Below are 25,917 nucleotides of genomic sequence, written 5' to 3'. Positions count from 1 at the left end.
CCGGACAGGGGCTGGTCATCATGGGCTCGGGCAGCCTGTCCGGGGCGGCTGGAGCAGTGGTCGAGCGGGCGTGGAGACGGCGGTTCGACCGGAATTCGAGGGAGCGCGGCCAGAGTGTGCGGCGCACCACCCGAGGTGCTCGGAAGCTCGGAAGTGCTCTGTGGTGCTCTGTCGAATGCGCAGGGAGACGCGATGAACGGGAAAGTGAAGGCGGCGATCGGCGTCGCGATGACGATGGCCGGCGTGGCCGGGGCCGGCGGGACAGCCGTCGCGGACGCCGGTGCGGCGGGGAGGCCCGGGCAGGTCCTCTTCCACGACGAGTTCCGCGACGGCTTCGACTCGGCGCAGACCTGGCAGTTGGGCTCGTCGAAGACCGCGACCGGCGCGGTGCTGCCGCAGGGCGACGGTGTGATCACCGCCGGCCGGCGCGGCATCACGGTGGTGCCGACCGGGACCAACCCGGTCACCGGCCGGCCGGCGTTCGCCGCGACGACCGACCAGAACGCCACCGGTTTCGGCGGTGGCACCGGCGACCACCTCAAGTGGGTGGCGCAGCCCCGGCAGTCCTCCGCCAACGGCGTGCCCGTCCCGGACACCGGTGCGCTGGTCTGCTCCAGCCAGGTGTCGGTCCGGTCGGACTACGTCGACCAGCACCCGTTCGGCCAGGCGGTGTCCGATCCGCAGACCGATCCCCGGCTGGCCAGTGCCACGCTGATCTCGGTGGACCACACCACCCACACGGTGGCCAACCTGACGGTCACCAACGGCGAGATCCACGCGGTGTACGAGCGGCTGCCGATCCCCGGCAGCACCTACGCCTCGTACCACTACTCCGTCCCGGTGGCCAAGCGCACCCCGGGCCGGACGGACGACCTCCAGATCAAGTTCGACCAGGGCGGCCGGCGGGTCACCTGGCTGGTGAACGGCAGGAACGTGCTGTCCACCGACCGGATCGGGACGCCGGCGTTCGACCGCAAGTACCTGCGGCTGGACCACGGCGGCACCCCGGAGCAGGTCCGGGCGACCTCGGTGCAGTGCGGCCTCGGCACCGGGAACCTGCTGGACGGCGCCGGCGGTGTGCGCGACCGGGACAAGCGCGGGCTGGTCCGCCTCGGCAAGGAGGAGAACTTCTACTACAAGCCGTCGCAGGGCGCGCCGGCGCCGCAGACCTTCCTCGACGACCGGAGCCTGGAGCAGAACCGGCTCTGGGGTCAGGGTGTGACGCTGAAGGTGCGTTCGTTCGACATGCGGCACGTGCGGTAACGCCCGTCCGTGCCAGGACGGCGGTCGGGCCGCGGACCTTCGGGTCCGCGGCCCGACCGCCGTCCTGGCCGTCCGCCCGGTGCCCCTTCCGTCGGCCGGCCGCGTGCCGGAGGACCGGAGGGACCGCCGCCCGGTCCGAGGGGACGACGGACGGTCCGAGGGGACGACGGACGGCCGGGGCCCCGGGGCGAACCGGAGTCCTCGGCCGTCTGTCGTCGGTCCCGCCCGGGCGCTACCGTGCGGCGGTACCGTAGAGGTCGTCGGCGACGGCCCGGCGGACGGTGGTGCGCCGGTCGTCGACCTGGTCCCACTGGTCGCCGTAGATCAGCCGGACCATGGCGGGGAACCGCAGGAACGCGTGCGGGAAGCCGGCCGGCACCGCACTGACCCGGTCCAGTGCGGCCAACTGCTCGTCGTCCAGCGAGAGTTCGGTGGCCGATAGGTTCTGCCGCAGCTGTTCCTCCGAGGTGGCGCCGACCAGCGGGATCACCGTGCCGGGGCGCGAGCGGAGCCAGGCGAGCGCGACCTGCGCGGGCGGGCGGCCGACCGCCTCGGCGACGGCCAGGACCTCCCGGACGACGTCGTCACCCTCGCCGCGGGCCCGGCCCCAGGCGACGCTGTCCAGCCGCCCGGTGCCGCCGGTCAGGTACTTGCCGGTGAGCCGGCCGTCGGCCAGCGGCCCCCACGCGAGCACCGGGAGGTCGAAGGCGTGGGCCATCGGCAGCAGTTCACGCTCGGCGGTGCGGTCGAGGAGGTTGTAGTGCAGCTGGAGGCCGACGAAGGCGGACCAGCCGCGCAGTTCGGCCAGGGTGTTGGCCTGGGCGACCTCCCACGCGGGCCAGTCGGAGACACCGACGTAGAGCACCTTTCCGGCCCGGACGACGTCCTCCAGGGCGCGCATCACCTCGGGCACCGGGGTCAGCGTGTCGCGGGCGTGCACCCAGAGCAGGTCGAGATGGTCGGTGCGCAGCCGGCGGAGGCTGGCCTCCAGGGAGTTGACGAGGTTCTTGCGGTGGTTCCCGGCCGAGTTGAGGTCTCCGGGCCGGGTCTGCATCGTGTACTTGGTGCTCAGCACGAACCGGTCGCGGCGGCCGGCGAGGAGTTCGCCGAGCAGTGACTCGGCGGTGCCGTTGCCGTACTCGTTGGCGGTGTCCAGCAGGTTGCCGCCGGCGTCGGCGAACTGGTCGAGCAGGCGGCCGGGGACCTCGGGCGGCAGTTTCCAGTCGGTTCCGAAGGTCATGGTGCCCAGGGCGAGTTCGGAGACCCTCAGGCCCGACTTGCCGAGCAGCGTGTAGCGCATGTCAGCACGCTCCGTGGTTCGGGGGCCCCGGCCTGCCCGGGGCCCGGTCAGGATGGACGGGGCACGTCCAGCGCCGGCAGCAGGTGCTCCTCCTCGTAGGCGAAGTGCGCCTCCAGACCGTCGATCACCCGGTCGAGCTCCGTCCTGAGGGCGGCGACGTCGCCGCCCTCGGCCGCGAGGCCGCGCTCCAGCACCGCTCCGAGGTCGGCCAGCTTCCGTTCGACCACCTCGTGCTCCTCGCGCAGCTTGGTGATGGCCGGCACGAGGTGCGGGAACTGTTGCTCGAAGGCGGTGAAGGAGCCGTCCTCGCGGGTGTGGTGCAGCTGGAGTCCGTAGCAGAACGAGAGGCAGCGGCGGTGCAGCTGCCGGGTGAGGTCGGGAGTCGGACGAGCCTCCTCCCCGCCGCTCAGCACGCTCTCGACGGCGGCGCGGACCTCGGCCAGATCGGCCCGCAACTCCTCGTGGTGGATGATCAACTGACGCCCGATCATCCGGTTGCGGTCGCTGTCCGTGGAGAGGTCCAGCGCGTGCAGGGCGACCACCGGAATCACCCGGGTGGTCTTCTCCTGGTACTCGCGGAAGGCCGGGCTGAGGGTGCTCTGCAGCTCGTACAGCCGGTCGCGCTCCTCCCCTTCCAGGACGACCGCGCGGGTGGCGAAGGGCTTCACGCGCCCCTCGTCGGTGCCGATCTCCATCGTGACCTGGGGTGCGGCGACCAGGTTGTGGTACCAGTCGGGGTGCTGCGCGTTGCCGAGGTTGGAGGCGAAGACCAGGTACCGGTCGCCGTCCCGCAGGTAGATCGCCGGGTTGGTGTGCGGCTTGCCGGTACGGCGGCCGGCGGTGGTGAGGACCACCATCGGGGCACCTTCGAACATGCCCCCCACCTTCCCGTTGTTCTCCCGGAACTCTTTGATGATCCGTTCGTTCCAGCTCATGAGGGCGCTCCAATCGTTTGCTTTGAAAGCAAATGTAAGCTAACGGGGTCGCCGACGGCTGTCAACACCCGTCCGCACGCGCACCGCAGGCACCTCGCGCACCTCAGGCGCCTCCCGGACGGTCACCTCACGCACCCTCAACACCGCACCGGCACCGAAGAGTCGGCTCTCCGGCCGGCTCCGCTCGTCCACGAACGCCTGCGGCGCCGGCGCCCCGGACCGCACGTCGTAGTAGTGCCCCGGCGCGGCGTCCAGCCGCACCAGCCCCCGGCCGTCCGGGCCGGCGCCGTCGAGCAGCGTCATCGTCGCCAGCCCGACCGCCAACTGCCCGAGCCGGACCGGCTCCCCCGGCTCGCCCCCGTGGTCCAGCAGCAGGTGTTCGCGCCCCGCCGGCCGGTGGCCGATCCGGTCCACCGCGAACACCTCGGCGCCGTCCAGCAGCCAGGTCACCCGGGTACCGCCGCGGTCCACCCGGACGGCGCAGCGGTGCCACGACTCCGGCGTCCGGACGGCCACCGGCACGGCCTGGCTGAAGGCCGCGGGACGCGGTGCGCCCGAGCCCGCCGGTTCCGGCAGGCGCTCGTACAGCGCGTACACCCGGGTATCGGTGAGCAGGAAGTCGAAGGCCGCCCGGCTCTCCGGGTCGAAGGCCACCAGATCGGCCGCAGCCAGCCGGAGGTCTGACGCCGGGTCGGCCACCGCCGCCCCGAACGGGTGCCGTTCGGTGCCCGGGAAGCGGGCCGTCAGCACCGCGCCGACCGTCAGTGCGCCCCCGTCCGGCACGTCGAACCCGGGCAGTCCCGAGCCTGCGGTCTGCCGCACCAGGGCCGTCCACTTCAGGTGGTCGCCCCGGCCGCCGCCCGGTGCGGCCGGGTCGCAGGTCGCGGTGAAGGCCGGCGCGCCGGTGACCGGGTCGGTCCCGGCGGAGCGCACCAGCAGGCCGTCCGCCGAGACCGTGGCGACACCGTCGCCGCGCGCCTGCCAGCCCGGCCCGGGATCGGACCCGGCGCGGAGACCGTCGCGAAGACCGTCGTGAAGACCGCCCCGGAGGCCGTCAAGGAAGCCGTCGCGGAACTCGTCGTGGAAGAGCACATCCGTCACGCCCTCACCCTCCCGGCGCGGCCAGGAGTCCGGCTTGAGGCCCGGTCCATCCCGGGTCAAGGCATCACCCGCACGCTCCCCACGACCGGGGACGAACGACGAACGACCAACGCGAGCGACGCGAACGACGGACCACCCAGGGGAGACGACGATGACCGAACACCGCCGCACCGTGCTGCTCCTGCCCGGCCAGGGCGCCCAGCGCGAACGCATGGCCGCCGGACTGTACGGCACCGAGCCGGTCTTCACCGAGCACCTCGACCGGCTGTTCACCGCCCTCGGCGCACGCGGCGACCGGCTGCGCGAGAACTGGTTGAGCCCCGCGCCCAATCCCGCGCTGGACGAGGCGGAGGCCGCCCAGCCGCTGCTGCTGGCCGTCGGCCACGCCCTCGGCCGGGCCGTCGAGGCCGCCGCCGGCCCGCCCGAGCTGCTGCTCGGCCACAGCATCGGCGAGCTGGCCGCCGCAGCCCTGGCGGACGTGCTCCCCGCCGACCGGCTGGCCGTCCTCGTCGACGCCCGCACCGGCGACCTCGACCCGGGTACCCGGGGCGGCCTGCTCGCGGTCGCGGCGGCCCCCACCGACCTGCCGCCCCGGCTCGGCCCCGGCATCGCCGTCGCGGCGGTCAACGGCCCCCGGCAGACCGTCCTCGCCGGTCCCTCCGCCGCCCTCGACGCCGCCGCCGACCTGCTGCGCGCGGCCGGCCTCACCGTCCGCGCGCTGCGCTCCGGCCACGCCTTCCACTCCCCCGCCCTGGCTCCCGCGGCACGACGGTTCGGCACGGCGCTCGGCGACCTCGGCCTCCGCCCGCCGCGCACCACCGTGTTCTCCGCCCGCACCGCCGCCCCGGTCCGTCCCGGAGAGGCCCTCGACCCGCGCTTCTGGGCCGACCAACTCGCCCTCCCGGTCCGCTGGTGGCCCGCCCTGTCGGCCCTGCTCGACCGGGCCGGCACCCGGCCCGGTCTGCTGCTCCTCGACGCCGCGCCCGACCGCAGCCTCTCCACCCCCGCCCGCCGCCACCCCGCGGTCCGCTCCGGCCCCAGCGTGATCGTCCCCCTCCTCGCCGACCACCGGCGGACCGGCACCCCTGCGGACCGCGCCGCGTTCGACGCCGCCGTCGCCCTGCTGGACGCCGAGGCCGGCCCCCACCGCCCGGCCGCCCGGCCGGTCTGACCCGTCCGGGGCGGGCACCGGCCCGGACGGGAGGCACGAGGGAGCCCCGGAGGTGCTCCAGGCGAGCTGGAGAAGGGCTCCAGAGAGGGCGGGGACGCTCGGAGGTATGACAGCCGAGCCCTACCGTGCCCGGGGCGGCCCCGGGGAGGACGATCTGCTCTGGTCGGTCGTCCTGCCCGTCCGGCCCTTCGGATCGGCGAAGCAGCGCCTGGCCCTGCACAGCGGCCGCCACCACGCCGAACTGGCCCACGCCTTCTACCTCGACACCCTGCGTGCGGTGCGGGCCACTCCGGGCGTGGGGCTCGTCCTGGTGGTGACCGACGACCCGTTGGCCGCCCGGCAGGCCCGGACGCTCGGCGCCGCGACCACCCCGGAGGGGCGGCGCGCCGGACCGGACGCGGCGGCCCTGGCCGGGGCCGCCGCGCTCGCCCCGGACTGCCCGGTGGCCGTCCTCGCCGCCGACCTGCCGACGCTGCGGCCCGAGGAGCTGGCGGAGGCGCTGGCCGCCGCCCGCCGGCACCGCCGGGCCCGGGTCGCCGACCACACCGGCGCGGGCACCACGGCCGTGACCGCGTTGCGGGCGGCGGACCTGGTCCCGTCGTTCGGCCGGGCCGCCGAGTCCCGGGAGCCGGTGCTGGCCGCCGGACCGGGCCTGCGGCTGGACGTCGACACGCCGGCCGACCTCGCCCGGGCCCGCGTCCGCGGACTGGGCCTGTTCTCCGCCGCCGTCCTGGACACCTGGGTACGCCCCTCGGCCGCCCGGTCGCGCCGCCGGACGGAGCCCGACCTGCCGGCTCTCCGGGCACGACGGTGACCCCGGCCGGGGCCGCCCCCGAGGGGGCCGCTCCTACCGGGGTCACCGACCGGCACCTCCCCCACCGGGGCCGCACCGCGGTGGGGGTCAGGCGTAGCAGTCCGGCAGTCGCCCGCCGTTGTACTCCACCAGCTCGCCGAAGATCCGCACCACGTCCAGCGCCACGCCCTCCGGTTCGCCGTCGAGTTCGGCGTAGGCGCGGTGCAGGTTGCCGACCACCCGTTCGCCGTCCAGCCAGCCGGGGTACGGGCCGGGACCGGCGTCGCGGGCCGTCTCCAGCGGGCTCAGCCCGGCGGCCCGGCCCGCTTCGGCCGTCCGCAGCAGCCAGTCCAGGTAGGCGGCCGTCTCGTCCAGCACCTCCGGACCGGCGACCGGCCCGTGGCCGGGCACCACCGTCCGGGGCGCCAGCTCGCGCAGCCGCTCCAGCGTGCGCAGGGTGCCGCGCACCGAGCCCATCAGGACGAACGGCGTGCAGCCGTTGAGCACCACGTCCCCGGCGAACAGCACGCCGTCCTCCGGCAGCCACACCAGGGTGTCCCCGGTGGTGTGGGCCGGCCCGAAGTGCAGCAGCTCGACGGGGCGGTCGCCGACGTGCACGGTGAGCCGGTCCCGGTACGTCAGGTGCGGCAGCCGCACCTCGATCCGGCCCCAGTCCACATCGGGCCAGAGCCCGGTGAGGCCGAGGCCGGCCTCGGTCATCTCCCGGCGGGCGTGCTCGTGGGCGACCACGGCCGCCTCGGGTGCCGCCACCGCGGAGCCGAAGACGTGATCGCCGTGGAAGTGGGTGAGCACCAGCAACCGCGGCGGGGCCGCGGTCAGACCGTTCACGGCCTCGCGGAGGCGCCGGGCCCGCCGCTCGGTCGCCGCCGTGTCGACGAGCAGGCTCTCCCCGCCGCCGAGCACCACCCCGGCGTTGTTGAGGCACCAGCCGCCGGGCTCCTGGACGTAGGCGTAGACCCCGTCCGCGACCTCCTGCACGCGGACCCGGTCGGCGTCCGGCGCACCGTGCGGGGCGAGCAGCTCCGTCATCGGGCCACCTCCCGGGCAGCGACACCGGCAGCGACACCGACACCGACACCGGCAGCGGCAGCGGCAGCGGCAGCGGCAGCGTCGGCCTCGGCGTCGGCGTCGGCGTCGGCGCCGGCGCCGGCCAGGAACGAACGCGCCCACTCCAGCGTGCGCAGGCTGTTCCCCCCGAGCGCCGCGCGCACCCGCTCGCGCACCACCGCGAGCTCGGTACCCGCGCCGAACAGCCGGGGCAGCGCGTCCGCGTCGAGGGCGACCCGGTGCACGGCGGTGACCGCGGAGCCCGCACCGTGCGGGGTGACGATCCACTCGCCGCTGTGGCCCAGCAGACCGGCCGGCGGTGCGGTCTGCTTGTAGACGATCCGCTCGTGCGGGAAGCAGAGCCGCACCGAACGGGTCCGGTGCACCGAGCCGTCCTCGGCCCGGGTGTCCATCGACAGCCGCTGGACCTCCGCGCCGCCGGTGACCGGCGTCGCCGGGACCGTGGTCAGCTCGACCGCGTCCACGTGGGGCAGCCGGTCCGGCCACAGGTCGGCGCGGTGCAGGACGTCGTACACCGCCCCGGGCGGGGCGGTCGTCTCGACCCGGTCCGCGAAGGAGAAGACCAACTCCTCCGGCGGCTCCGGCCGTTCGGCCCAGGCCCGGACGGCGCCGATCTCCTGCTCGCTGTTTCCGTCCAGAGCCCGGGCGATCAGGTCGGCCTGCTCGGGCGCGCCGGCGGTGACCCACTCGTGGCCGAGGACCAGCCGGGTGGCGCTCTCGCCGCCCGCGCCGCGCTCGAACTCCCAGTGGCCGCCCATCCAGGTGAGCGGCGGGCTCGGCGTCTCCTGGCGGAAGTCGATCCGCAGCCGCTCGCGGTCGAGGGTGCGCAGCGAGGTCCAGCTGCGCACCTCCTCGCCGACCAGGGCCCAGAGGCGGATCCGCTCGGAGTCGAGGTCGGACTCCAGCACGTCGGCGGCGACGCAGGGCGGGAAGAGCAGCGGCCAACGGGTGACGTCGGCGATCAGCCGGAACGCCCGGTCGGCGGGTGCCCGGAGGTCCGCGGTGTGCTCGGCGGTGCGGCGGGTCGGTGGCGTGGTCATGGGTCCCTCCGTCGTCGTGGTGGGGCGGCCCGTCGTGGTGGGCCGCCCCGTCGGCCCGGGCAGCCCGTCCGGCGGGGCGGGCGGGTCAGTACGTGCCGAGGCCGCCGCAGATGTTGAGCGCCTGCGCGGTGATCGGGGCCGCCTCGTCGGTGACCAGGAAGCCCACGAAGGCGGCCACCTCGGCGGGCTCGGTGTAGCGGCCGAGCGGGATCTTGGCCAGGAAGCGTTCCAGCACCTCCTGCTCGGTGACGTTCCACAGGCCGGCGAAGCCCCGGCGCACGCCCTCGGCCATCGGCGTCTCGACGTACCCGGGGCAGACCGCGTTGACGGTGATGCCGGTCTTGGCGAGTTCGAGGCCGAGCGCCTTGGTGAAGCCGACCACGCCGTGCTTGGACGCCGAGTAGGGCGCCCCGTAGAGCACGCCCTGCTTGCCGCCGGTGGAGGCGATGCTGATGATCCGGCCGCGTTCGCGCTCGCGCATCCGGCCGGTGGTGAGGACCTCCCGGGTGACCAGGAAGACGCTGTTGAGGTTGGTGTCGATGACGTCGTACCAGGTCTCGTCGGGAAGGTCGGCGGTGACGCCGCCGCCGCCCCGGCCGGCGTTGTTCACCAGCACCTCGGCCGGGCCGTACCGCTCGACGGCGGCCGCGACCCAGCCCCGCACCTCGTCGCGGGACCGCACGTCGCAGGCGGCGCCGTCCGCCGTCAGGCCCTGCCCGCGCAGCTCCTTGACGGTGGCGGCCACCTGTTCGGCGTCCCTGGCGGCGAGGAAGACGGGGTGGCCGCGCCGGGCGAGCGTCTCGGCGACGGCCCGGCCGATGCCGCGGGTCGCCCCGGTGACCAGGGCCGGGCCGGGTGGTTGCTGCACTCCCATGCTCGCGCTCCTCTCGGGTTCTCTCGGGTTCTCTCGGACTTCTGACTTCACTCGGGCCCTCGGGCTCTCGGGCTCTCGGATCCGGCCCGGCGGCCCCGTCCGCCGCGACGGCTCAGGCCGCCTCGGCCATCGCGCTGTTCACCAGGTCGAGCAGCTGGCGCGGGGTCTCGACGGCCGCCATCACGTCGTCGGCGAGGTCGGCGCCGTAGCGGCGGGTGATCACCGCCGCCGTCTCCAGCAGGGCCAGCGAGTCGTAGCCGAGGTCGGTGAACGGGAGGTCCAGGGCCTCGGGGTCGATCCGGGTCTGTTCGTCCTCGCCCGCGCACTCGGCGAGGATTCCTCGGAGGTCGTCGAAGGTCAGGTGGCTCATGGCCGGTCCTCCCGGGCGGTCTCGCGGACGGATGGGCGGGTCGTGCCCCGGGCGGCCCCGCGGCCCGGCTCCACGGCGCGCACCACCAGGGCGGAGTTGAAGCCGCCGTGGCCGCGCGCCAGGACCAACGCGGCCCGGACCCGCAGCGGGCGCGGTTCGCCCCGCACCAGGTCGAGCCGGTGGCCGGGCACCGGCCGGGTGACGTGCGCCGCCGCGGGCAGCACGCCGTCCCGGACGGACAGCAGCGCGGCGGCGGTGTCCAGCGGCGGGCCGCCGCCGGTGAGCCGGCCGGTGAGCGTCTTGGGTACGCTCACCGGGACCCCGTACGGGCCGAACAGCGCCTCGATCGCCGCCGCCTCGGCGTCGTCGCGCTCGCGGACGCCGGCCGCGTCGGCGAAGACCACGTCGATGTCCCCGGCGGCCAGGCCGGCGTCCGACAGGGCCAGCCGGGCGGCGCGTTCCAGGCCGGGCGGGCGGCCGGACCCGGGCGCCGGGTCGAAGGTCGCCGCGTACCCGGCGATCTCGCCGTAGACCTGGTGGGCACCGCGCGCGGCCGCCGCCGCGGCGCTCTCCACGATCAGCACGGCACCGCCCTCTCCGGGCACGTGCCCGGCGGCCCCGGTGTCGAACGGCAGGTAGGCGCGGGTCGGGTCGGCGACCGTCGAGACCCCGCCGCCGGACAGGTGCGCCACCAGCCCCCACGGGTCGAACGCGGACTCCACCCCGCCGCTCACCACCAGCGAACTCCCCCCGCGCAGGGTGCGCCGGGCGTGGCCGAGCGCGTCGAGCCCGCCGGCCTGGTCCGCCACCAAAACGCTGCCCGGCCCGCGCATGCCGTGGCGGATGGAGATCTGACCGGTGTTGGCCGCGTAGAACCAGGCGAAGGACTCGTAGACGCTGACGTGCTGCGGGCCCTTGGTCCACAGCTTGCGCGCCTCGCGGTGGGTGAACTCGAAGCCGCCGGTGGCGTTGGAGGTCACCACGCTCATGCCGTACTCGGGCAGCTCGGCCGGGTCGGCGCCGGAGTCGGCGAGCGCCCAGTCGGCGGCGGCGACCGCCAGCCGGGTGACCCGGTCGGTCTGCGGCAGCAGGCGGCCCGGCAGGTGGGCGGCGGCGTCGAAGTCCGGGATGAGCCCGGCCAGGCGCACCGGGTACTTCGTGGCGTCGTAGCGGGTGATGGGGCGGATCCCGCTCTCGCCGCGCAGGGTCGCCGCCCACCAGGTCTCCGTACCCAGGCCGTTGGGCGCGGCCACACCGATGCCGGTGACCACCGCGGTGTCCGCGGCGGCGCCGGCTGCGCCTCCGGCAGCGGCTGCGGGCCCGGTGCGGACGGCGGGCCCGGCCTCGGCGCCTCCGGTGTCCACGCCGCTCATGCGGCGTCCGCCCGGGTCAGGACCATCGCGCTCTGGAAGCCGCCGAAGCCGCTGCCGACCGACACCACGGTGTCCAACCGGGCCTCCCGCGCCTCGTTGGGCACGTAGTCGAGGTCGCACTCCGGGTCGCGCTCGTGCAGGTTGGCGGTGGGCGGGACGGCCCCGTGCTCCATGGCCAGCGCGCAGGCGGCGATCTCGATCGATCCGATCGCCCCGAGCGAGTGACCGACCATCGACTTGATGGAGCTGACCGGCACCCGGTAGGCGTGGTCGCCGAGTGCCTGCTTGAAGGCCATCGTCTCGTGCCGGTCGTTCTGCTTCGTGCCGGAGCCGTGGGCGTTGACGTAGTCGACCGCGTCGGGTGCCCGCCGTGCCTCGGCCAGGGCGTGCCTGACGGCCTCGGCCATCTCGCGGCCGTCCTTCTTCAACCCGGTCATGTGGTAGGCGTTGCAGCGCGTGGCGTACCCCGAGACCAGCCCGTAGACGTGCGCGCCCCGGGCCCGGGCGTGCTCCAGCTCCTCCAGGACGAACATCGCGGCGCCCTCGGCGATCACGAACCCGTCGCGGCCGCGGTCGAAGGGGCGCGAGGCGTGGGCCGGGTCGTCGTTGCGCACCGAGGTGGCGCGGACGGCGTCGAAGCAGGCGACGGCGATCGGCGAGATCGGGGTGTCGGCCGCGCCGGCCAGCATGACGTCGGCGCTGCCCTCCGCGATCAGGTCGCGGGCGTAGCCGATGGAGTCAAGACCCGAGGTGCACCCCGTGGAGACGACGGCGGCAGGACCCTCCGCGCCTGCCGTCCAGGCCACCTCGGCCGCCAGCGAGCTGGGCACGAAGGCGTCGTACAGGTGCGGTGACACGTAGTCGCCGTCGACCTCCCACTGCCGGCCGCTGTCGCTGAGGACGAGGTACTCCTGTTCCAGGGTGGTGGTGCCGCCGACGGCGCTGCCGACGCTGACCCCGACCCGGTGCGGGTCCAGCGCGGCGAACTCGAGTCCGCTGTCGGTGATGCACTCGCGGGCGCTGACCACGGCGAACTGGGCCGCCCGGTCGAGCCGGCGGACCTCCCGGGGGGTCAGGCCGTACAGCGCCGGGTCGAAGTCCACCTCGGCCGCCACCCGCGAGCGGAAGCGGCCGGGGTCGAACAGCGAGATGGTCCGGGTGGCGGTGCGCCCGGAGACGAGCAGGTCCCAGAACGCCTTCCGGCCGATCCCGCCGGGCGCGACCACACCGATGCCGGTGATGGCGACGCTACGGTTCATAGTCCGTTCTCCTCTTTTCCTCTTCCGTCCTCTGCCGTCGGCAGCCGTCCCCGCGGCTGCCCTCCGGTCGCTCCGTCAGCTCGCGGCGGGGATGCGGGCACCGATGTACGCGATGAAGTCGGCGGGCGTCTTGAGGTCGTCGAGGTCCTCGTCCGGGATGGCGACGCCGTAGTCGTCCTGGATCCGGACGGCGATCTCGTAGACCACGATGGAGTCGTAGCCGAGGTCGCCGAACTCGCTGTCGACCGAGGCCGCGTCGAGCTCGCCGCCGTCGGTGCCCTCGAAGCACTTCGCCACGATCTGCTGGAAGTCGGTGAGCGTGAAGCCAGCCATGGGGTTTCCTTCCGTTCGGTGAACATCGCCACCGTCGGCAACCCGGCTGGGGACGCGGTCGAGCGGCGCTGGACAGCCGACGGCGCGGCCGGCTCCGGCCGGGTTCCAGGCAGGCCCCGGACGCTGTCCCCGGAGTGCTGACCCGAGCGGCCCGAAGGGGAGTCGACGATGGCCGAGCAGAGTGCGGTGCAGAACGCGGTGCGACCGGAGCGTCCGCGCCCGGGCCGGCCGGAGGCGGACGGGGCCTGGGCGAACCGGGCGGAGGCGGACGGGCCGGAGGCGGACCGGGCGCGGACGGACGGGTTGCGGGCGGCCCCCGTCGGTCACAGCCGGCTGCTCGGGGTCGGCGGGTACCGGCCCGCCCGGGTGGTCGGCAACGCCGAACTGGGCCGGCTGATCGGGCACCCGGAGGAGTGGATCACCGGCCGCAGCGGCATCGTGGAGCGCCGGTTCGCCGGGCCGGCGGAGACCCTGGCCGTGATGGGCGCGGCGGCTGCCGACAAGGCCCTGGCCCGCGCCGGGGTCCGGCCCGCCGACGTCGACCTGGTGCTGCTGGCGAGCACCTCCAACATGCTGATGACCCCGCCGACGGCCGTCCGGATCGCGCACGAGCTGGGCGCGCACGGCGCCACGGGGATCGACCTCTCGGCCGCCTGTGCGGGCTTCTGCCACGCCCTCGCGCTGGCCGCCGATTCGATCGGCGCCGGCAGCGCCGGTCACGTCCTGGTGGTCGGCGCCGAGCGGATGACCGACATCGTGAACCCGACGGACGACTCGATGGCCTTCCTGTTCGCCGACGGCGCGGGCGCGGCGGTGGTCGGCCCGGCCGACCGGCCCGGGATCGGACCGGTGGCCCGCGCCGCCAACGGCCGGTACTTCGACTCGCTGCGGATGTCGCACGGGTGGGACGCCTACGCGGGATCACCGGGCACGACCGAGCGGCCCTGGCTGCGGATGGACGGCCGCCGGGTGTTCCGGTGGGCGATGGAGGAGGTCTGCCCGGGCGCGCGCCGGGCGCTGGAGGGCGCGGGGATCGCGCCCGGGGACCTGGACGTGTTCGTGCCGCACCAGTCCAACGCGCGGATGATCGACCTGATGGCCGAACGGCTGGAGCTGGGCCCCCGGACGGTGGTCTCGCACGACGTGGCCCGCACCGGGAACACGTCCTCCGCCTCGGTGCCGCTGGCCCTGGAGGCGCTGCTGGAGGCCGGGGAGGCCGGTCCGGGCGACACCGCGCTCCTGGTCGGCTTCGGCGCCGGCCTCAACTATGCGGGCCAGGTGGTCCTGCTGCCGTGACGCCCGCCCCCGGCCCTCGCCGCCGGCCCGGGAGGGCGCCGGGGTTCGGCTCGGCCGACCCGGTGGAGCACGCCGGCGGGGACCGGCCCGACGGCTCCGCACCCGCCGAAACGCCGGGCCCGGGAGAGGGTGCCGGCGCTTCGGCGTCCGCGCGGTGCGGCCTGCCGCGGTGTCAGAAGTAGATCGTCGGCGAGACCCGGAGCGGACCGGGCGACTTGGAGGCCAGCTCGGCGACCCGGGCGGCCACCTCCAGGGACTGGGCGCGGTTGAAGCGCGGGTCGCAGGCCGACTCGTACCGGTCGGCGAGGTCGTCGGCGGAAACTCCGCCGGTTCCGCCGACGCACTCGGTGACGTCCCGGCCGGTCATCTCCAGGTGCAGGCCCCCGGCCACCGTGTCCAGTGTGCGGTGCACTTCGAAGAAGCCTCTGATCTCGTCCATGACCGTGTTGAAGTACCGGGTCTTGTGTCCGGAGGGCGCGGCGACGGTGTTGCCGTGCATCGGGTCGCACACCCACGCCGTGGGGAAGCCCTCGGCCGCCACCCGGGAGACGAGCTCGGGCAGGACGTGCCGCACGGCCCGGGAACCCATCCGGCTGATGAAGGTGAGCCGCCCGGGCTCCCGCTCGGGGTCGAGGCGGTCGGCCAGCCGCAGCACGGTGTCCGCGTCCGCGGTCGGGCCGAGCTTCACGGCGATCGGGTTGTCGACGGTGCTGAAGTACTCGACGTGCGCGCCGTCCAGGTCGCGGGTCCGCTCGCCGATCCACAGCAGGTGACCGGAGCCGGCCCAGCGACGCCCGGTGCGCGGGTCGGTCCTGGTCAGCGCGGCCTCGTAGTCCAGGAGAAGACCTTCATGGGAAACGAAGAACTCGTCTCCCTCGTCCGCGAGTTCGCGGAGATACCCGATGGTCACCGCAGCGACGTGACGGCTCCGGAGGAGGCGGCCGGGGTCGGGGGTCCGCGCCTCGGGGGTGAACTCGGTCCCGTTCACGGCATCACCCCGGTAGACCGGCAACGTCACACCGCCGCGGGTCTCCGTGCTCCGGGAACGGGGCTTGGCGTACTGGCCGGCGGTCCGCCCCATGGTGACCACCGGCATGGCCAGGGCGTCCGACAGGGTGGCCGCCATGCTGCGCAGCGTGCCACGGGTGGCACCCACACCTTCGGGGGTGATCATGTCGAAGGTCTCCGCGCAGTCCCCGCCCTGGAGCAGGAAGGACCGGCCGCGTGCCACGTCGGCCATGCGCAGACGGAGGCGCTCGCACTCCTCGGCCGGGACGAGGACGGGCAGGGACTCCAGCCGACGCACGGCGTCCCGCAGTTCGGAGACGCTGGGCCAGTCCGGCTGCTGGGCCGCCGGCCTGGTCCGCCAGGCGTCGTCCGGTACGGGCAGGGGGACTTCGAGGTCGGGGCGCACGCGGTGTCCTGACTGGTGGATGGGCTCGACGGCCCGGTTTCCGGGGGGATCGGCGCCGCGTCCGGGCCTGAGCGCCCGGGCGCGGCGGCGCGATGGCGCTGCGGGGAGGTGGTACTGCGGGGAGGTGGTACTGCGGGGAGGTGGTGCGGAACGTCGGGGAGGAGCTTCAGCCGAAGCGCTAGTTAGGTTAGGTTAACCTAACCCGAGCGGTCCCGACACCCTCACCCCTGCCGGCCGATGACACCCCCTGAGGCTCCGCCGACTCCAGAGGCGGCGTCACACCGTTCGGGCCCGGGGAGAGTTGGAGTTCGCGGAGGCGGGCGTCGACCCTTCCGCTCCACTCCACCCGCAGCCGGCCGATAACTCCGTTCTGGACACCTGTCTATGATTACTGGACACTCGTCCAGAACGGAGCCTCGTCATGGGTATCGTCGCGAACACGCTGGTGGGCCTGGTGGCCGCCCTGCACGGCTACATCCTGGTGCTGGAGATGTTCCTCTGGGAGCGCGCGCCGGGGCGCGGCCTCTCCGGCTTCGACGCGACGACGGCAAAGGCCACCGCTCCGCTGGCCGCCAACCAGGGCCTCTACAACGGCTTCCTGGCCGCGGGCCTGGTCTGGGGGCTGCTCGCGGACGACCCCACCGGCTTCGGCGCCCAGGTCTTCTTCCTGTCCTGCGTCGTGGTGGCCGGCCTGTACGGCGCGGCGACCGCCAACCGCCGGATCCTCTTCGCCCAGGCCCTGCCCGGCGCCCTCGCGCTCGCCGCCGTCCTGGTCGCCCGGTGAGCGACGCACGGGCCGACCGCACCCGGGCCAAACTCCGCGCCGCGCTGCTCGCCGAGTGCGCCGAACGCCCGCTCGGCGAGGTCGGCGTGGCCGCCGTGGTCCGGCGCGCGGCCGTCGGACGCGCCACCTTCTACCTGCACTACGAGGACCTCCGGGCCCTCGCCGTGGACGCCTGCGCCCAGGTCGCGCGCGAGGGCGTCGACGCCCTGCACGCCTGGCGCGGCGTCCCCGACCCGGCCGCCCCGCCCCCGGCGCTCGCCGCGTTCCTCGACGAGGTGGCGGAGCACGCGGCAGTCCACCGCTCGCTGCTGCTGCCCGGCGGCACCGGACCGCTCGGCGAGGTCCTCCACCGCGAGCTGCGCGAACGCAGCCGCACCGAGCGGGCCCTGGCCGGTGCGCCACACCCCGACCTCGTCGCGACCGCCGTCGCCGCGACCTTCACCGCACTGCTGGCGGACTGGCTGCACGCCCTCGTCCCGGCCACCTCCGAGGAGCTCGCCGCCCGGAGCTGGCGCCTGCTGATCTCCCTGCACCGCACCCCGTTCGAGTGAAGCCGCGGTCCCGGCGCGGGATCACTCGCCCGCGAGGAGGCGGCGTACGCGCTCCAGGGTCTCGGGGTCCCGGGCGGCGGTGAGCGGGAGGGTGTTCCCGCCGGCGAGGCGGAAGGGCACGCCACCCCGGGTGGTGTGGGCGCCGCCGGCCTCGGCGACCAGGAGGAGGCCGGCCGCGTGGTCCCAGGCGTTCTCCCAGCAGAAGGCGACGGCATCGAGGGCGCCGCGGGCGATGGCGAGGTATTCGAGGCCGGCCGACCCCGCGCACGGCCGGGTGGTCACCCCGTCGGTGCGCAGACCGAGCAGGGCCCGCCGCTGGTCGGGCGTGGTGTAGTCCGGGTGCGAGGAGGCGATCTCCAGCGGAGCCCCGGGCCCCGGGGAGCCGGCGAACAGCGGGACGCCGTCGAGCCGGGCCCCGCCGCCCCGGAGCGCCGTCGCCATCTCGTCACGCGCCGGCGCGTACGTCCAGGAGGCCAGCAGCTCGCCGCGGTGGGCGAGGGCGACCAGGGTGCAGAACCCCTCCTCGCCGCGGACGAAGGTCCGGGTCCCGTCGATCGGGTCGACGATCCAGACCGGAAGGTCGCCGCCCAGTGCGCCGTAGCGGGAGGGATCCGCGTCGACGCCCTCCTCCCCCACCACCACCGAGCCCGGGAGCAGCGCCGTCAGCGCCGCGGACAGGTAGGCCTCGGCACGCCGGTCGGCGATCGTCACCAGGTCGTGCGGGCCCTTCTTCTGGGCCACCTGGTCAGCGGCGAGCGACCGGAAGTGCGGCATGATCTCGGCGGCGGCCGCCTGCCGGACCACCTCCGCGACGGGCGTCAGGCACTCTGCGGCGAAAGCTTCGTCGATCATCGCACCATCAGACCACACCCCCGGGGAGTCCCGGCCGGCCGAGCCGGCCGTACCGTCCGCACAGGCCGCGCCGCCCGCGCCGTCGCGGTCAGCCCTGCCGGCCGGCGAGCCGCTGCGCCGCGGTGTCGCCGCGCTTCCCCACCGGCTGCGTACCGAACGCCTGGCCGAGACCGAAGGGGGGCATGCCGACGTAGACGGACTCGTGCCCGCCTGCGGGCACCTGGAAGGTCTCGTGCCAGATCCCCACCGCCGGCGCCCTGTCCGCCGCCGACGCGGCGCGGGCGCGGCGGTTGAACGCCTGCCAAGCGGGCCGGTGGTGGCGGTCCGCCGCCGACGCGTAGGCCAGCAGCCGGTCCGCGTCCCGCCAGTACTGGATCAGGGTGATCTCGCGCAGGCCGCCCCCGACCACGACCCGGAAGCCCGCCATGCCGGAGTCCGGGTCCTTCGCCAGCTCCCGCAGCATGGCCGGCATGGCTTTGAAGGTGGGCCACCACTGGCGCACGGCGCGCCACCGGTTGATCCGCATGCCGATGAGGAAGACGACGACGCCGCCTTCGTGGGCATCGGTGGTTCGCCCGCGTGAAAGGGTAGTTGGTGCCATGACTCACCCCTGAGGTCAATGGATAGTGTCGCTATCCCTATTAAGATAGTGACACTATCCCCTTGGGGTGTCCAGTCGATCCGAAAGGAAAGCCCGCCATGCGGCTGTCCGACCTCAGTACCCGCAGCGGCGTGCCGACCGCGACGATCAAGTACTACCTGCGCGAGGGCCTGCTGCCCGCCGGCGACCGCGTCACCGCCTCCCGCTCCGAGTACACCGAGGCGCACCTGCGCCGGCTCCGGCTGGTCCGCGCGCTCGTCCAGGTCGGCGGCATGAGCATCGCCGCGACCAAGGAGGTGATCCGGGCCGCCGAGGACGACACACTCGACCAGCACCAGCGGTTCGGCGCCGCCCAGGAGGCCCTCTTCAGCGGTCGCCCGGACGCGGAGGAGAGGCCCGAACCCGGCACGGCGGCGCGCGCGGCCGTCGACGAACTGCTGGCCGAGACGGGCTGGGGCGAGTGCGTGGACCAGCCGCTCTACTGGAACCTGGTCGACGCCGTCACCGCGCTCGAACGGCTCGGCCACCCCTGCGACATCACCCGCCTGCGTCCCTACGCGGCCGCCGTCGCCCCGCTGACCGAGTACGAGGTGGACGTGCTGGCCGGATATCCCGACGAGGAACAGCTGGAGGCGATGGTAGCTCTCACCGTGCTCAACGAGCCGATCCTCCTGGCACTGCGGCGGATCGGGCACGCCGAGGTCTCGGCGACCAGGTTCGGGTCGTCCGGGACCGGCGGGCACCCCGCCGGAGCGGGCGCGCCGAACGTCGGCTGAGACCCGCGGGGGTCCGCCGGAGCCGTCGGCGTCAGCGGCGTCGGCGTCGGCGGCGTCGGCGTCGGCGGCGTCGGCGTCGGCGGCGTCGGCGTCGGCGGCGTCGGCGTCGGCGGCGTCGGCGTCGGCGGCGTCGGCGTCGGCGGCGGCGTCGAGGCGGGCCGGTCCGCCCACCTGTCCGCCCGCGCCGAACCGCCCGCAGGGGCGGTCAGCCGCGCGTCGCGGCCGGGGCGGCGTACCGGTCGCGCGCCTCGGCGAGGGCCGCCGCGAGGGCGGTCGGGCGGCGGGTCGAGAGGTAGACGTACGGGCAGAGCAGGGACGGCTCCGCGACCTCGACGCGCACGGCACGGGGCAGGTAGGTGCGGATGAGCAGACGCGCCCGGGGGCCGGCGAGGCGGGTGCGCCAGGCGAAAGCGGCGGCCTCGTCGAGGATCTCGACCGCGCCGGTGTGCTCACCGCGCAGCACGATCGGGCCGGCCACCAGGACACCGTCACAGATCCGGATCCTGACCGCGCCGTACCAGCGCAGCGCCGGGACCGCCGCGGTCACCAGCAGGGCGCCGGCCGCCGCCGCGGCCGTCGGACCGAGTGGCAGCAGGGCGGCCGTGAGAGCGCCGGCCGCCACCAGGACGGCCAGCCACCAGCGCCTCGGGACGGAGAGACGTTCGTCGTAGATCACCACACCCGGGATGCTGTCACGGCCTCACACGCCCCCCGCAGGTGGGTCACCGGTGGGAGCACGGGCACCTCGCCACACGCCGCGCGGCCCGGCGGGCGACCGGGCGGGTGAACATCCGCGCACCGCCCCCGTCCTCCCGGTCCGCCGCCCCCCGCCGGCCGGGACACTGGGCCCCGGGACACCGGCGCCCACCGACACGGCGACAGGAGTGCACATGGACGTGGTCATCGGCACGTGGAACCTGGAGAACCTCTGCCGGCCCCGGGAGGACGGCGCGCCGCCCTCGCACCGGTGCGCGGCCAAGAACCAGGACGTCTACGACGCCAAGCTCGGGGCCCTGGCCGAGGCCGTCGACCGCATCGCCCCGGACGTCCTCGGGGTCCAGGAGGTCGGCGGCCCGGCCGAACTCGACGACCTGGCCGCGCGCATCGACGGCGACTGGCACACCGAGCTGTCCGACCACCCCGACGAGCGCGGCATCCGGGTCGGCTTCCTCAGCCGCCACCCGCTCACCCGCGTCGAGGACCGGACGGCGTTCCCCCAGCACCTGCGGCCGATCCAGGTCGAGGACTTCGGCGAGCCGATCCACACGATGGGGCGCGGCGCGCTGGCCGTCTCCGTCGAACCGAGCCCCGGCCACACCCTCCACCTCGTGGTCTGCCACCTGAAGTCGAAGCTCCTCACCTTCCCGGGCAACCGGCACAGCACCGAGGACGAGGGCGAGCGGGCCCGCTACGCCGCCTACGCCCTGTTCCGGCGCGGCGCCGAGGCCGCCGCGGTGCGCGAACTGGCCGACCGCCTGCTGGCCGACGAGGGCCGCACCCGGGACGTCGTCGTCCTGGGCGACCTCAACGACGAGTGGCAGGCCGCCACCACGCAGATCCTGTACGGACCGCCCGGCTCCCAGATCGGCACCGGCGGCTTCGACAGGCCGGACCTCCGCGACGGCAGCCGCCTCTGGAACCTCGCCCCGCGCATCCTCGCCGCCGGCGGCTTCTCCCGGGTCTTCGAGGGGCAGCGCGAACTCATCGACCACATCCTGGTCAGCCACGCGCTGCTCGAACGGGTGACAGCCGTCTCGACGGGGGCGGGGAGCCTGCCCGATGTGAACGGTGCCCAGCCCACCGCCCCGCACGCCGGCCCCTCCGACCACGCTCCCGTCCTCGCCCGGCTCGCCTTCCCCTGACCCGGCCGGGCGGCGGGCGAGCGGGCGCCGTCAGGCGCCGGAAGGGCGGCGGACGGGGTACCGGGACGGGGTACCGGGACGGGGTGGCGGGCGCCCCGTCCCGCCGTCAACTGCGTTCCGGGTGCCCGCGCCGGCCCAGGGGCGGGGCCGCCGGGAGTTGCTCCGGGTCGGTCGGAAACCGGTCGGAACCGGTCGGTCAGGGCTGGTCGTACCAGGAGAACGCGACGATCCGCCAGCCCTCCGGGGTCCGGACGAACTGGATGGTCTTGGTCCCGCCACCCTCGAACGGCTCGCCGTCCAGGACCCCGGACTTGCGGTACTCACCGAAGCGGGACGCGATGTCCCCCTCGATCTCGGTCCGGGCCGAGGTCTCCCACTCGGAGAAGTCGACCAGCCGCCCGTCGTTCAGCAGCCGCTCGCGCGGCTCCACGAACTCCTCGACGGAGTAGACCGTGAAATCCGGGCCGGTCTTGACGATCACACCTCCCGGCACAAGCAGGCGGCGGATCCGGGCCACGTCGGCCGGCTTGCCGTCCCGGTTGTCGAAGGCCCCGAAGAACTCGGCGGTCAGCAGGTCGATTTCGATCGTGGACATGATCCGACCGTAGCACCGGCCGGTTCCGCGATCATCACTTTCGACAAGATGTGACACTTCATTCCACGACGAACCATGAAGCCGCCTCCCCCGCACGGCGATCAGCGACCCGACGTCGCACACGGACGACCCCCGGGCAGTCGACGGCGACACCCCTCCGCAGCCCCCGGGACTCGCGGAACGGTCCCGCCCCCACAAGTCCACAGATGTGGTGATGTCGCGCCCCTATGGTGAATTGGTTGGGATGGCTAGCATGGGCATGCCGCAAGGAATCCGCCAACCCGTATGGGAGGAACCACCCATGAGTGCACTGGCCCTGGACATCCGCGACGCCGGTCTGCTGGACATCGACGACGAGACCATCACCTTCGAGGACGAGTTCGACGCGGACCTCGCCCCCGTGGCGTGTCTCGCCGACCCGTGGGTCACCTACGTCCCGACCCGCTTCGAGTGTGCCGTCAACTCCTGACCCCGTCGGGAGAGTCGGACAACCGTCGGCCGCCGCCCGCGAATCCGCGCGCGGCGGTCGCGCGTACAGCCCCCGAGACCCGCGCGGCTCCGCCCTCCGGGCCGGGACAGCGGGCCGAAGCGTGCAGAACACCGGACAGGGACCTCGGGGAGGATGCATCCGTGCCGTCGACAGCAGCGGTGAACGCGCGGACGGACTCCGGGACGGCCGGGGCGCTGCACGGACGGCTGACGGAGCTGGTGGCCCTGGCGACCACCGCGTCCAGCACGGCCGCCGCGTCCGGTGCCCGGCGCGAGTGTCACGCCGGGGACGGCTGGTTGTACCTCCACGACCCCGACATGCCGGAGCTTGCCCACGGCTGGAAGCTCCACGTCTCGACCCGCCCCGACCTCCTCCCGCTCCTGCTGGAGGTGGTGGTACCGATCCTGCTCCGCCGCACCTGTGATGCCAAGTTCGCCGCCGACGCCGCCGTGCTGCGCGAACTGAACGCCGGAGTTCGCGGTGCGGCAGCCGTCGGCAAGGCGGTCACGGTGTACCCGTCGGCGCATGAACCCGCCGCTCTCGGTGAGGAGTTGGCGGAGGCACTGGCCGGCTGGGACGGCCCCCGCGTGGTCAGCGACCGGCGGGTCCGGGCGGACGCCCCGGTCTACTACCGCTACGGGCCGTTCCGCCTCTCCGCCGACGACCCCGAACTCGTCATGACCGGTCCGGCCGGCGAACGGTTCACGGGTCTCGCCCGGGACGCCTACCGCCAACCACCCTGGGCGGAGGACCCGTTCGACACCCAGACCCGGCGGCGCCGCGCGACCACCCGGGTCGGCGACGGCCGCTACCGGATCACCGCCGGAATCACCCGCTCGCCGAACGGGCACGTCTACCGTGCGGTCGAACTCGCCACCGGCCAGGAGGTGGTGGTGAAACAGGCGCGGGCCTTCGTCGCCGAGGACACCACCGGAGTCGACGCCCGCGGCCGGCTCCGGCACGAGCGGCAGGTGCTCACCGCACTCGCGGGCCTGGCCGGGGTGCCGCGGTTGGTCGACTACTTCCGGCACGGCGAGGACGAGTACCTGGTGAGCAGCGCCTGCGGACCGCGCGACCTGCGCCGCGAGGTGCTCGGGTCGGGACCGTACGACACCACGGCCGACCGGCGGGGCGCCCGGCCCGCGCAGGAACGCGGCTGGTGGACCCTGGCCCGCGGGCTGTTGCGGATCCTGGACGCCGTGCACGCACGCGGCGTGGTGGTCAGGGACCTCAAGCCCGCCAACGTCGTGCTCGACGCGTCCGGCGGATGCTCGCTGGTCGACTTCGGGGTCAGCGCCCTCGACGGCGCTCGCCCCGACGGCGCGACCCGGGGCTACGGCCTTCCGCTCGCCACGGAGACCGAACCGGCCGACGACTACTACGCGTTGGGCACCACGCTGTCCTACGCGGCCACCGGACTCGACCCGGTGGTGATCGACCCGGATCCCGCGACCAACCGTGACCGCACCCTGGCCTGCCTCGCCGCCGCACTCGCGCGGACCGGGCGCCCGGCGGCCCCGGTGGTCACGGTGGTGACCGGCCTGCTGAGCCTCGATCCCGCCGAGCGCACGGCAGCCGCAGCCACGCTGCGGCGCGGTGAGGCCCCTCCCGCGACCCGTGCCGCGTACGGCCCGCCCACCGTCACCGCCGGGCTCCTCGACGAGGTCGTCGGCCACCTGCTCACCCGCTGCGTCCGGACGGCCGACGAACTGGTCGCCGCCGACCGGCGGGGCGGGGAGCCGCGCAAGCTGCTCTCGCTCTACGACGGCGGCGCGGGCCTCGGCCTCGAACTGCTGCAGCACGCCGACCGTCCGGACGCGCGCGCGGCGGTCGTCGCGCTGGCCCGGTGGACGGCCGACCACCCGTCGATGGACCGGCTCGGCCCGGGACTGTACGACGGCCGGGCCGGGGTCGACCTGTTCCTCGCCCACGCGGCCGACCCTCTCGGTACCAAGCCATCGGCCGGCCCGCCGGCCGGTGGTCCGGGCCCAGGTCCCGGCCCCGGCGCCGGGACCTGGGCGGACGCGGGCGCCGACCCGCTCCGGACGGACCAGATCTCCGGCGCCGCAGGTGTCGGCACAGCCCGGCTGCTGCTCGCCCGGCGTGCGGCGGCGGCCGGCCGGCACGGGGACGCCCGGATCCACCTGGCCGTGGCGAGCGCGTGCGCCCACCGGCTCACCGCCGGCCCCGCCGACCCCGGGGAGGCTCCCAACCCCGGAACCGCCGCGCTCGCCGAGGGCTTCGCACACGGCCGGGCCGGCCTCGCCCACTTCCTGCTCGCCCTGCCCGGCGCGTACGCCGAGGCCGCCGCCGCCGCGGACCGGTCCGGCGCCGAGGCCCGTGCACCCCGCGGCCCCGCCGCAGAGGCGGCGCAGGCAACCCGGGCAGCAGAGGCGGCACGGGCCGCACAGGCGGAGCAGGCGGCACGCAGCATCCTGGACGCACTCGCCGCCGACGTCCCGCGCCTCGTCGCCGACGCCGCGCGGCCCGGGGCGACCCGCCGCTACGGATCCTGGTGCCGCGGCCTGGCCGGAATCGGAACGACGCTGGTCCAGGCGGGCCGGCACTACGGCGAGGACGGGTTCACCGCCCGTGCCGCCGAAGCGGCGACCGCCTGCCGCGCCCTGGCCCCGAGGATGGGCACGGTCGGGCAGTGCTGCGGTCTGGCCGGCGTCGGGGAACTCCTGGTCGACCTCGCCGTGGCCACCGGGGACGAGCGGCACTGGCGGGCCGCCGAGGAGATCGCCGGGCTGATCCTGACCCGCGGCGGAGGCCCGCCCGGCCGGCCGCTGCTTCCCGGCGCCGACCCCGCCGTCGAGTCCGCCACCTGGGCCGTCGGGACCCCCGGGGTGCTGTCCTTCCTGCGCAGGCTGCAGCGCCGGGGCGGGCCCCGGCCGGGCATGCTGTTCCCGTCCTGACCGGGGACGGCACCCCTGCCCCGCGCCGGACGCCGGCCTGCGGGGCGTCCGTGCGGTCTCCGGTCAGGGGGTTCCGGTGGCCGCCCGCTCCTCCGCCTGGCCGCGGGTGAGCCGCCAGACCTGTTCCTCGCCGCTCTCCGCCGGGGCCAGCCGCTCGGCCGGGCGGCGGACGTCGGCGGTGAACCCCAGGCGCGCGGGGACGGCGCCGCTGGCCCGGTTGGCCAGGTCGTGGACGATCTCGACGTAGTCGACGCCGGGGAGGCGGAACGCCTGCCCGACCAGGGCGACGACGCTCCGGCTCGCGACCCCGCGGCCGGTGGCACCGGGGTGCAGCCAGTAGCCGATCTCACGGGCGCCGTCCGCCGTGCCCTCCCGCCGGAAGAGCCCGCAGGCACCGACGATCACCCCGTCCAGCACGACCGCGTACGTGAAGTCCGTCCCGCTCTCCCAGCGCTCCGGGCGGGCCGCCAGGAACTCGGCGGTCCGTTCCCGGCTGTGGTCGGCGATCCAGGACATCCACGGCCGCAGATGCTCCAGCGACTCCTCGATGACCCGGAAGTACTCCGGGAGGTCCGCCTCGCCCTCGAAGCGGCGGAGCGTCAGCTCGGTGTCCAGTTCGATCACCCGCAGGGGAAGGTCCATGCCCGAGGATCGTCCTCGACCGTTCCCGGCGGCAAGGCGTTTTCCGGGCGCACCGCAGCAGACCACCGAGCTCCCCCGCTCCCCCGGCCCTGCGGGGGGTGCCTCTATGTCCTTCGTCAAGGATGTGGTGCCGGTTTTGGTGCTGTTGGGGGTGGTCATGCGGCGGGGGTGGCGGCTGGGGTTCGGGATTCGTAGAGGGTGCCGTCGCGGAGCATGGCGAACAGGACGCTGATGC

The 25,917-nt window shown here is 74.9% G+C and carries 26 protein-coding genes; 10 read left to right on the top strand and 16 right to left on the bottom strand.

Going from position 1 to position 25,917, the window contains the following annotated elements:
• Window positions 1-192: 192 nt before the first annotated feature.
• Window positions 193-1,263 (top strand): DUF6081 family protein, encoded by a 1,071-nt coding sequence (locus tag PUR61_RS41270; RefSeq protein WP_329885099.1) that lies wholly within the window; start codon window positions 193-195, stop codon window positions 1,261-1,263.
• Window positions 1,264-1,495: 232 nt separating this feature from the next.
• Here PUR61_RS41270 and PUR61_RS41265 read toward each other — a convergent pair whose 3' ends face one another.
• Genes PUR61_RS41265 through PUR61_RS41255 form a run of 3 tightly spaced genes read right to left on the bottom strand, consistent with a single transcriptional unit; the run spans window position 1,496 to window position 4,599 of the window.
• A complete protein-coding gene (locus PUR61_RS41265) occupies window positions 1,496-2,563 on the bottom strand; it encodes an aldo/keto reductase (RefSeq protein ID WP_329885098.1) in 1,068 nt (355 codons plus the stop codon).
• A 47-nt stretch (window positions 2,564-2,610) separates the two neighbouring features.
• Entirely contained in the window at window positions 2,611-3,498 is an 888-nt protein-coding gene (locus PUR61_RS41260) for a nitroreductase/quinone reductase family protein (RefSeq protein WP_329885097.1), read from the bottom strand.
• A gap of 39 nt (window positions 3,499-3,537) precedes the next feature.
• The gene (locus PUR61_RS41255; protein WP_329885096.1) at window positions 3,538-4,599 is read right to left on the bottom strand and encodes a DUF6081 family protein; all 1,062 of its coding nucleotides are present in this window, start codon (window positions 4,597-4,599) and stop codon (window positions 3,538-3,540) included.
• A 151-nt stretch (window positions 4,600-4,750) separates the two neighbouring features.
• On the opposite strand from PUR61_RS41255, the gene PUR61_RS41250 reads away from it, so the two are divergent.
• Window positions 4,751-5,770 (top strand): acyltransferase domain-containing protein, encoded by a 1,020-nt coding sequence (locus tag PUR61_RS41250; RefSeq protein ID WP_329885095.1) that lies wholly within the window; start codon window positions 4,751-4,753, stop codon window positions 5,768-5,770.
• Window positions 5,771-5,876: 106 nt separating this feature from the next.
• Window positions 5,877-6,584, top strand: coding sequence for an NTP transferase domain-containing protein (locus PUR61_RS41245; RefSeq protein WP_329885094.1), 708 nt, complete (start codon window positions 5,877-5,879; stop codon window positions 6,582-6,584).
• An 87-nt stretch (window positions 6,585-6,671) separates the two neighbouring features.
• On the opposite strand, the gene PUR61_RS41240 is transcribed toward PUR61_RS41245, so the two are convergent.
• From PUR61_RS41240 to PUR61_RS41210, 7 genes are all read right to left on the bottom strand, one after another.
• Window positions 6,672-7,613, bottom strand: coding sequence for an MBL fold metallo-hydrolase (locus tag PUR61_RS41240; RefSeq protein ID WP_329885093.1), 942 nt, complete (start codon window positions 7,611-7,613; stop codon window positions 6,672-6,674).
• The gene (locus PUR61_RS41235) at window positions 7,610-8,692 is read right to left on the bottom strand and encodes an aromatase/cyclase (RefSeq protein WP_329885092.1); all 1,083 of its coding nucleotides are present in this window, start codon (window positions 8,690-8,692) and stop codon (window positions 7,610-7,612) included. Before PUR61_RS41235 ends, PUR61_RS41240 begins: the two co-directional genes overlap by 4 nt.
• Window positions 8,693-8,777: 85 nt before the next feature.
• Entirely contained in the window at window positions 8,778-9,566 is a 789-nt protein-coding gene (locus PUR61_RS41230; protein WP_329885091.1) for an SDR family NAD(P)-dependent oxidoreductase, read from the bottom strand.
• Window positions 9,567-9,678: 112 nt separating this feature from the next.
• Entirely contained in the window at window positions 9,679-9,936 is a 258-nt protein-coding gene (locus PUR61_RS41225) for an acyl carrier protein (RefSeq protein ID WP_329885090.1), read from the bottom strand.
• Complete coding sequence (locus tag PUR61_RS41220; protein ID WP_329885089.1) at window positions 9,933-11,309, bottom strand: ketosynthase chain-length factor; 1,377 nt, start codon at window positions 11,307-11,309, stop codon at window positions 9,933-9,935. The genes PUR61_RS41225 and PUR61_RS41220 overlap by 4 nt, the downstream gene beginning before the upstream one ends.
• The gene (locus tag PUR61_RS41215) at window positions 11,306-12,568 is read right to left on the bottom strand and encodes a beta-ketoacyl-[acyl-carrier-protein] synthase family protein (protein WP_329885088.1); all 1,263 of its coding nucleotides are present in this window, start codon (window positions 12,566-12,568) and stop codon (window positions 11,306-11,308) included. The genes PUR61_RS41220 and PUR61_RS41215 overlap by 4 nt, the downstream gene beginning before the upstream one ends.
• Window positions 12,569-12,643: 75 nt before the next feature.
• Window positions 12,644-12,901 carry an acyl carrier protein gene (locus PUR61_RS41210; RefSeq protein WP_329885087.1) on the bottom strand — a complete coding sequence of 86 codons (258 nt, stop codon included), beginning with the start codon at window positions 12,899-12,901 and terminating at the stop codon, window positions 12,644-12,646.
• 168 nt (window positions 12,902-13,069) lie between these two features.
• Between PUR61_RS41210 and PUR61_RS41205 the strand changes: the two genes are divergently transcribed.
• Window positions 13,070-14,197 (top strand): beta-ketoacyl-ACP synthase 3, encoded by a 1,128-nt coding sequence (locus PUR61_RS41205; RefSeq protein WP_329885086.1) that lies wholly within the window; start codon window positions 13,070-13,072, stop codon window positions 14,195-14,197.
• Window positions 14,198-14,369: 172 nt separating this feature from the next.
• Here the strand turns inward: PUR61_RS41205 and PUR61_RS41200 are convergent, their stop codons facing one another.
• On the bottom strand, window positions 14,370-15,611 hold the full coding sequence (locus PUR61_RS41200; protein ID WP_329885085.1) for a 3-deoxy-7-phosphoheptulonate synthase class II: 1,242 nt from the start codon (window positions 15,609-15,611) through the stop codon (window positions 14,370-14,372).
• A gap of 421 nt (window positions 15,612-16,032) precedes the next feature.
• Between PUR61_RS41200 and PUR61_RS41195 the strand changes: the two genes are divergently transcribed.
• Both PUR61_RS41195 and PUR61_RS41190 read left to right on the top strand, forming a co-directional pair.
• Window positions 16,033-16,395: a DUF1304 domain-containing protein gene (locus tag PUR61_RS41195; protein ID WP_329885084.1), complete on the top strand. Its 363-nt coding sequence runs from the start codon at window positions 16,033-16,035 to the stop codon at window positions 16,393-16,395.
• Window positions 16,392-16,946 (top strand): TetR/AcrR family transcriptional regulator, encoded by a 555-nt coding sequence (locus PUR61_RS41190; RefSeq protein ID WP_329885083.1) that lies wholly within the window; start codon window positions 16,392-16,394, stop codon window positions 16,944-16,946. The genes PUR61_RS41195 and PUR61_RS41190 overlap by 4 nt, the downstream gene beginning before the upstream one ends.
• A 21-nt stretch (window positions 16,947-16,967) precedes the next feature.
• Here the strand turns inward: PUR61_RS41190 and PUR61_RS41185 are convergent, their stop codons facing one another.
• On the bottom strand, window positions 16,968-17,798 hold the full coding sequence (locus PUR61_RS41185; RefSeq protein WP_329885082.1) for an inositol monophosphatase family protein: 831 nt from the start codon (window positions 17,796-17,798) through the stop codon (window positions 16,968-16,970).
• 88 nt (window positions 17,799-17,886) lie between these two features.
• Window positions 17,887-18,399: a DUF4188 domain-containing protein gene (locus tag PUR61_RS41180; protein ID WP_329885081.1), complete on the bottom strand. Its 513-nt coding sequence runs from the start codon at window positions 18,397-18,399 to the stop codon at window positions 17,887-17,889.
• A 98-nt stretch (window positions 18,400-18,497) separates the two neighbouring features.
• Here PUR61_RS41180 and PUR61_RS41175 point away from each other — a divergent pair, with 98 nt between their 5' ends.
• Window positions 18,498-19,175, top strand: a complete 678-nt coding sequence (locus tag PUR61_RS41175; protein WP_329885080.1) for a MerR family transcriptional regulator — start codon at window positions 18,498-18,500, stop codon at window positions 19,173-19,175.
• Window positions 19,176-19,380: 205 nt separating this feature from the next.
• Here the strand turns inward: PUR61_RS41175 and PUR61_RS41170 are convergent, their stop codons facing one another.
• Window positions 19,381-19,854, bottom strand: a complete 474-nt coding sequence (locus tag PUR61_RS41170) for a DUF3093 family protein (protein WP_329885079.1) — start codon at window positions 19,852-19,854, stop codon at window positions 19,381-19,383.
• 217 nt (window positions 19,855-20,071) lie between these two features.
• On the opposite strand from PUR61_RS41170, the gene PUR61_RS41165 reads away from it, so the two are divergent.
• The gene (locus tag PUR61_RS41165) at window positions 20,072-21,037 is read left to right on the top strand and encodes an endonuclease/exonuclease/phosphatase family protein (protein WP_443035330.1); all 966 of its coding nucleotides are present in this window, start codon (window positions 20,072-20,074) and stop codon (window positions 21,035-21,037) included.
• A 196-nt stretch (window positions 21,038-21,233) separates the two neighbouring features.
• On the opposite strand, the gene PUR61_RS41160 is transcribed toward PUR61_RS41165, so the two are convergent.
• Window positions 21,234-21,632, bottom strand: a complete 399-nt coding sequence (locus PUR61_RS41160; RefSeq protein WP_329885077.1) for a DUF4440 domain-containing protein — start codon at window positions 21,630-21,632, stop codon at window positions 21,234-21,236.
• Window positions 21,633-21,933: 301 nt separating this feature from the next.
• Here PUR61_RS41160 and PUR61_RS41155 point away from each other — a divergent pair, with 301 nt between their 5' ends.
• Together PUR61_RS41155 and lanL are read left to right on the top strand one after the other, a co-directional pair.
• Window positions 21,934-22,101, top strand: a complete 168-nt coding sequence (locus tag PUR61_RS41155) for an SflA family class IV lanthipeptide (protein WP_329885076.1) — start codon at window positions 21,934-21,936, stop codon at window positions 22,099-22,101.
• 161 nt (window positions 22,102-22,262) lie between these two features.
• On the top strand, window positions 22,263-25,040 hold the full coding sequence (lanL, locus tag PUR61_RS41150) for a class IV lanthionine synthetase LanL (RefSeq protein ID WP_329885075.1): 2,778 nt from the start codon (window positions 22,263-22,265) through the stop codon (window positions 25,038-25,040).
• A 63-nt stretch (window positions 25,041-25,103) separates the two neighbouring features.
• Here the strand turns inward: lanL and PUR61_RS41145 are convergent, their stop codons facing one another.
• The gene (locus PUR61_RS41145; protein WP_329885074.1) at window positions 25,104-25,682 is read right to left on the bottom strand and encodes a GNAT family N-acetyltransferase; all 579 of its coding nucleotides are present in this window, start codon (window positions 25,680-25,682) and stop codon (window positions 25,104-25,106) included.
• Window positions 25,683-25,917 lie beyond the last annotated feature (235 nt).

It is taken from the genome of Streptomyces sp. BE20 (assembly GCF_036322525.1).
Classification (GTDB): domain Bacteria; phylum Actinomycetota; class Actinomycetes; order Streptomycetales; family Streptomycetaceae; genus Kitasatospora.
This window is presented reverse-complemented; position numbering and strand designations above follow the sequence as displayed.

What these genes read in the sequence shown, in the direction of transcription:
- PUR61_RS41155 (WP_329885076.1), top strand. Translation starts at nt 21,934, where the DNA reads ATGAGTGCACTGGCCCTGGACATCCGCGACGCCGGTCTGCTGGACATC.
- PUR61_RS41235 (WP_329885092.1), bottom strand. Translation starts at nt 8,692, where the DNA reads ATGACCACGCCACCGACCCGCCGCACCGCCGAGCACACCGCGGACCTC.
- PUR61_RS41250 (WP_329885095.1), top strand. Translation starts at nt 4,751, where the DNA reads ATGACCGAACACCGCCGCACCGTGCTGCTCCTGCCCGGCCAGGGCGCC.
- PUR61_RS41225 (WP_329885090.1), bottom strand. Translation starts at nt 9,936, where the DNA reads ATGAGCCACCTGACCTTCGACGACCTCCGAGGAATCCTCGCCGAGTGC.
- PUR61_RS41230 (WP_329885091.1), bottom strand. Translation starts at nt 9,566, where the DNA reads ATGGGAGTGCAGCAACCACCCGGCCCGGCCCTGGTCACCGGGGCGACC.
- PUR61_RS41160 (WP_329885077.1), bottom strand. Translation starts at nt 21,632, where the DNA reads ATGTCCACGATCGAAATCGACCTGCTGACCGCCGAGTTCTTCGGGGCC.
- PUR61_RS41210 (WP_329885087.1), bottom strand. Translation starts at nt 12,901, where the DNA reads ATGGCTGGCTTCACGCTCACCGACTTCCAGCAGATCGTGGCGAAGTGC.
- PUR61_RS41220 (WP_329885089.1), bottom strand. Translation starts at nt 11,309, where the DNA reads ATGAGCGGCGTGGACACCGGAGGCGCCGAGGCCGGGCCCGCCGTCCGC.
- PUR61_RS41270 (WP_329885099.1), top strand. Translation starts at nt 193, where the DNA reads ATGAACGGGAAAGTGAAGGCGGCGATCGGCGTCGCGATGACGATGGCC.
- PUR61_RS41145 (WP_329885074.1), bottom strand. Translation starts at nt 25,682, where the DNA reads ATGGACCTTCCCCTGCGGGTGATCGAACTGGACACCGAGCTGACGCTC.
- PUR61_RS41265 (WP_329885098.1), bottom strand. Translation starts at nt 2,563, where the DNA reads ATGCGCTACACGCTGCTCGGCAAGTCGGGCCTGAGGGTCTCCGAACTC.
- PUR61_RS41240 (WP_329885093.1), bottom strand. Translation starts at nt 7,613, where the DNA reads ATGACGGAGCTGCTCGCCCCGCACGGTGCGCCGGACGCCGACCGGGTC.
- PUR61_RS41215 (WP_329885088.1), bottom strand. Translation starts at nt 12,568, where the DNA reads ATGAACCGTAGCGTCGCCATCACCGGCATCGGTGTGGTCGCGCCCGGC.
- PUR61_RS41180 (WP_329885081.1), bottom strand. Translation starts at nt 18,399, where the DNA reads ATGGCACCAACTACCCTTTCACGCGGGCGAACCACCGATGCCCACGAA.
- PUR61_RS41245 (WP_329885094.1), top strand. Translation starts at nt 5,877, where the DNA reads ATGACAGCCGAGCCCTACCGTGCCCGGGGCGGCCCCGGGGAGGACGAT.
- PUR61_RS41260 (WP_329885097.1), bottom strand. Translation starts at nt 3,498, where the DNA reads ATGAGCTGGAACGAACGGATCATCAAAGAGTTCCGGGAGAACAACGGG.
- PUR61_RS41195 (WP_329885084.1), top strand. Translation starts at nt 16,033, where the DNA reads ATGGGTATCGTCGCGAACACGCTGGTGGGCCTGGTGGCCGCCCTGCAC.
- PUR61_RS41185 (WP_329885082.1), bottom strand. Translation starts at nt 17,798, where the DNA reads ATGATCGACGAAGCTTTCGCCGCAGAGTGCCTGACGCCCGTCGCGGAG.
- PUR61_RS41205 (WP_329885086.1), top strand. Translation starts at nt 13,070, where the DNA reads ATGGCCGAGCAGAGTGCGGTGCAGAACGCGGTGCGACCGGAGCGTCCG.
- PUR61_RS41175 (WP_329885080.1), top strand. Translation starts at nt 18,498, where the DNA reads ATGCGGCTGTCCGACCTCAGTACCCGCAGCGGCGTGCCGACCGCGACG.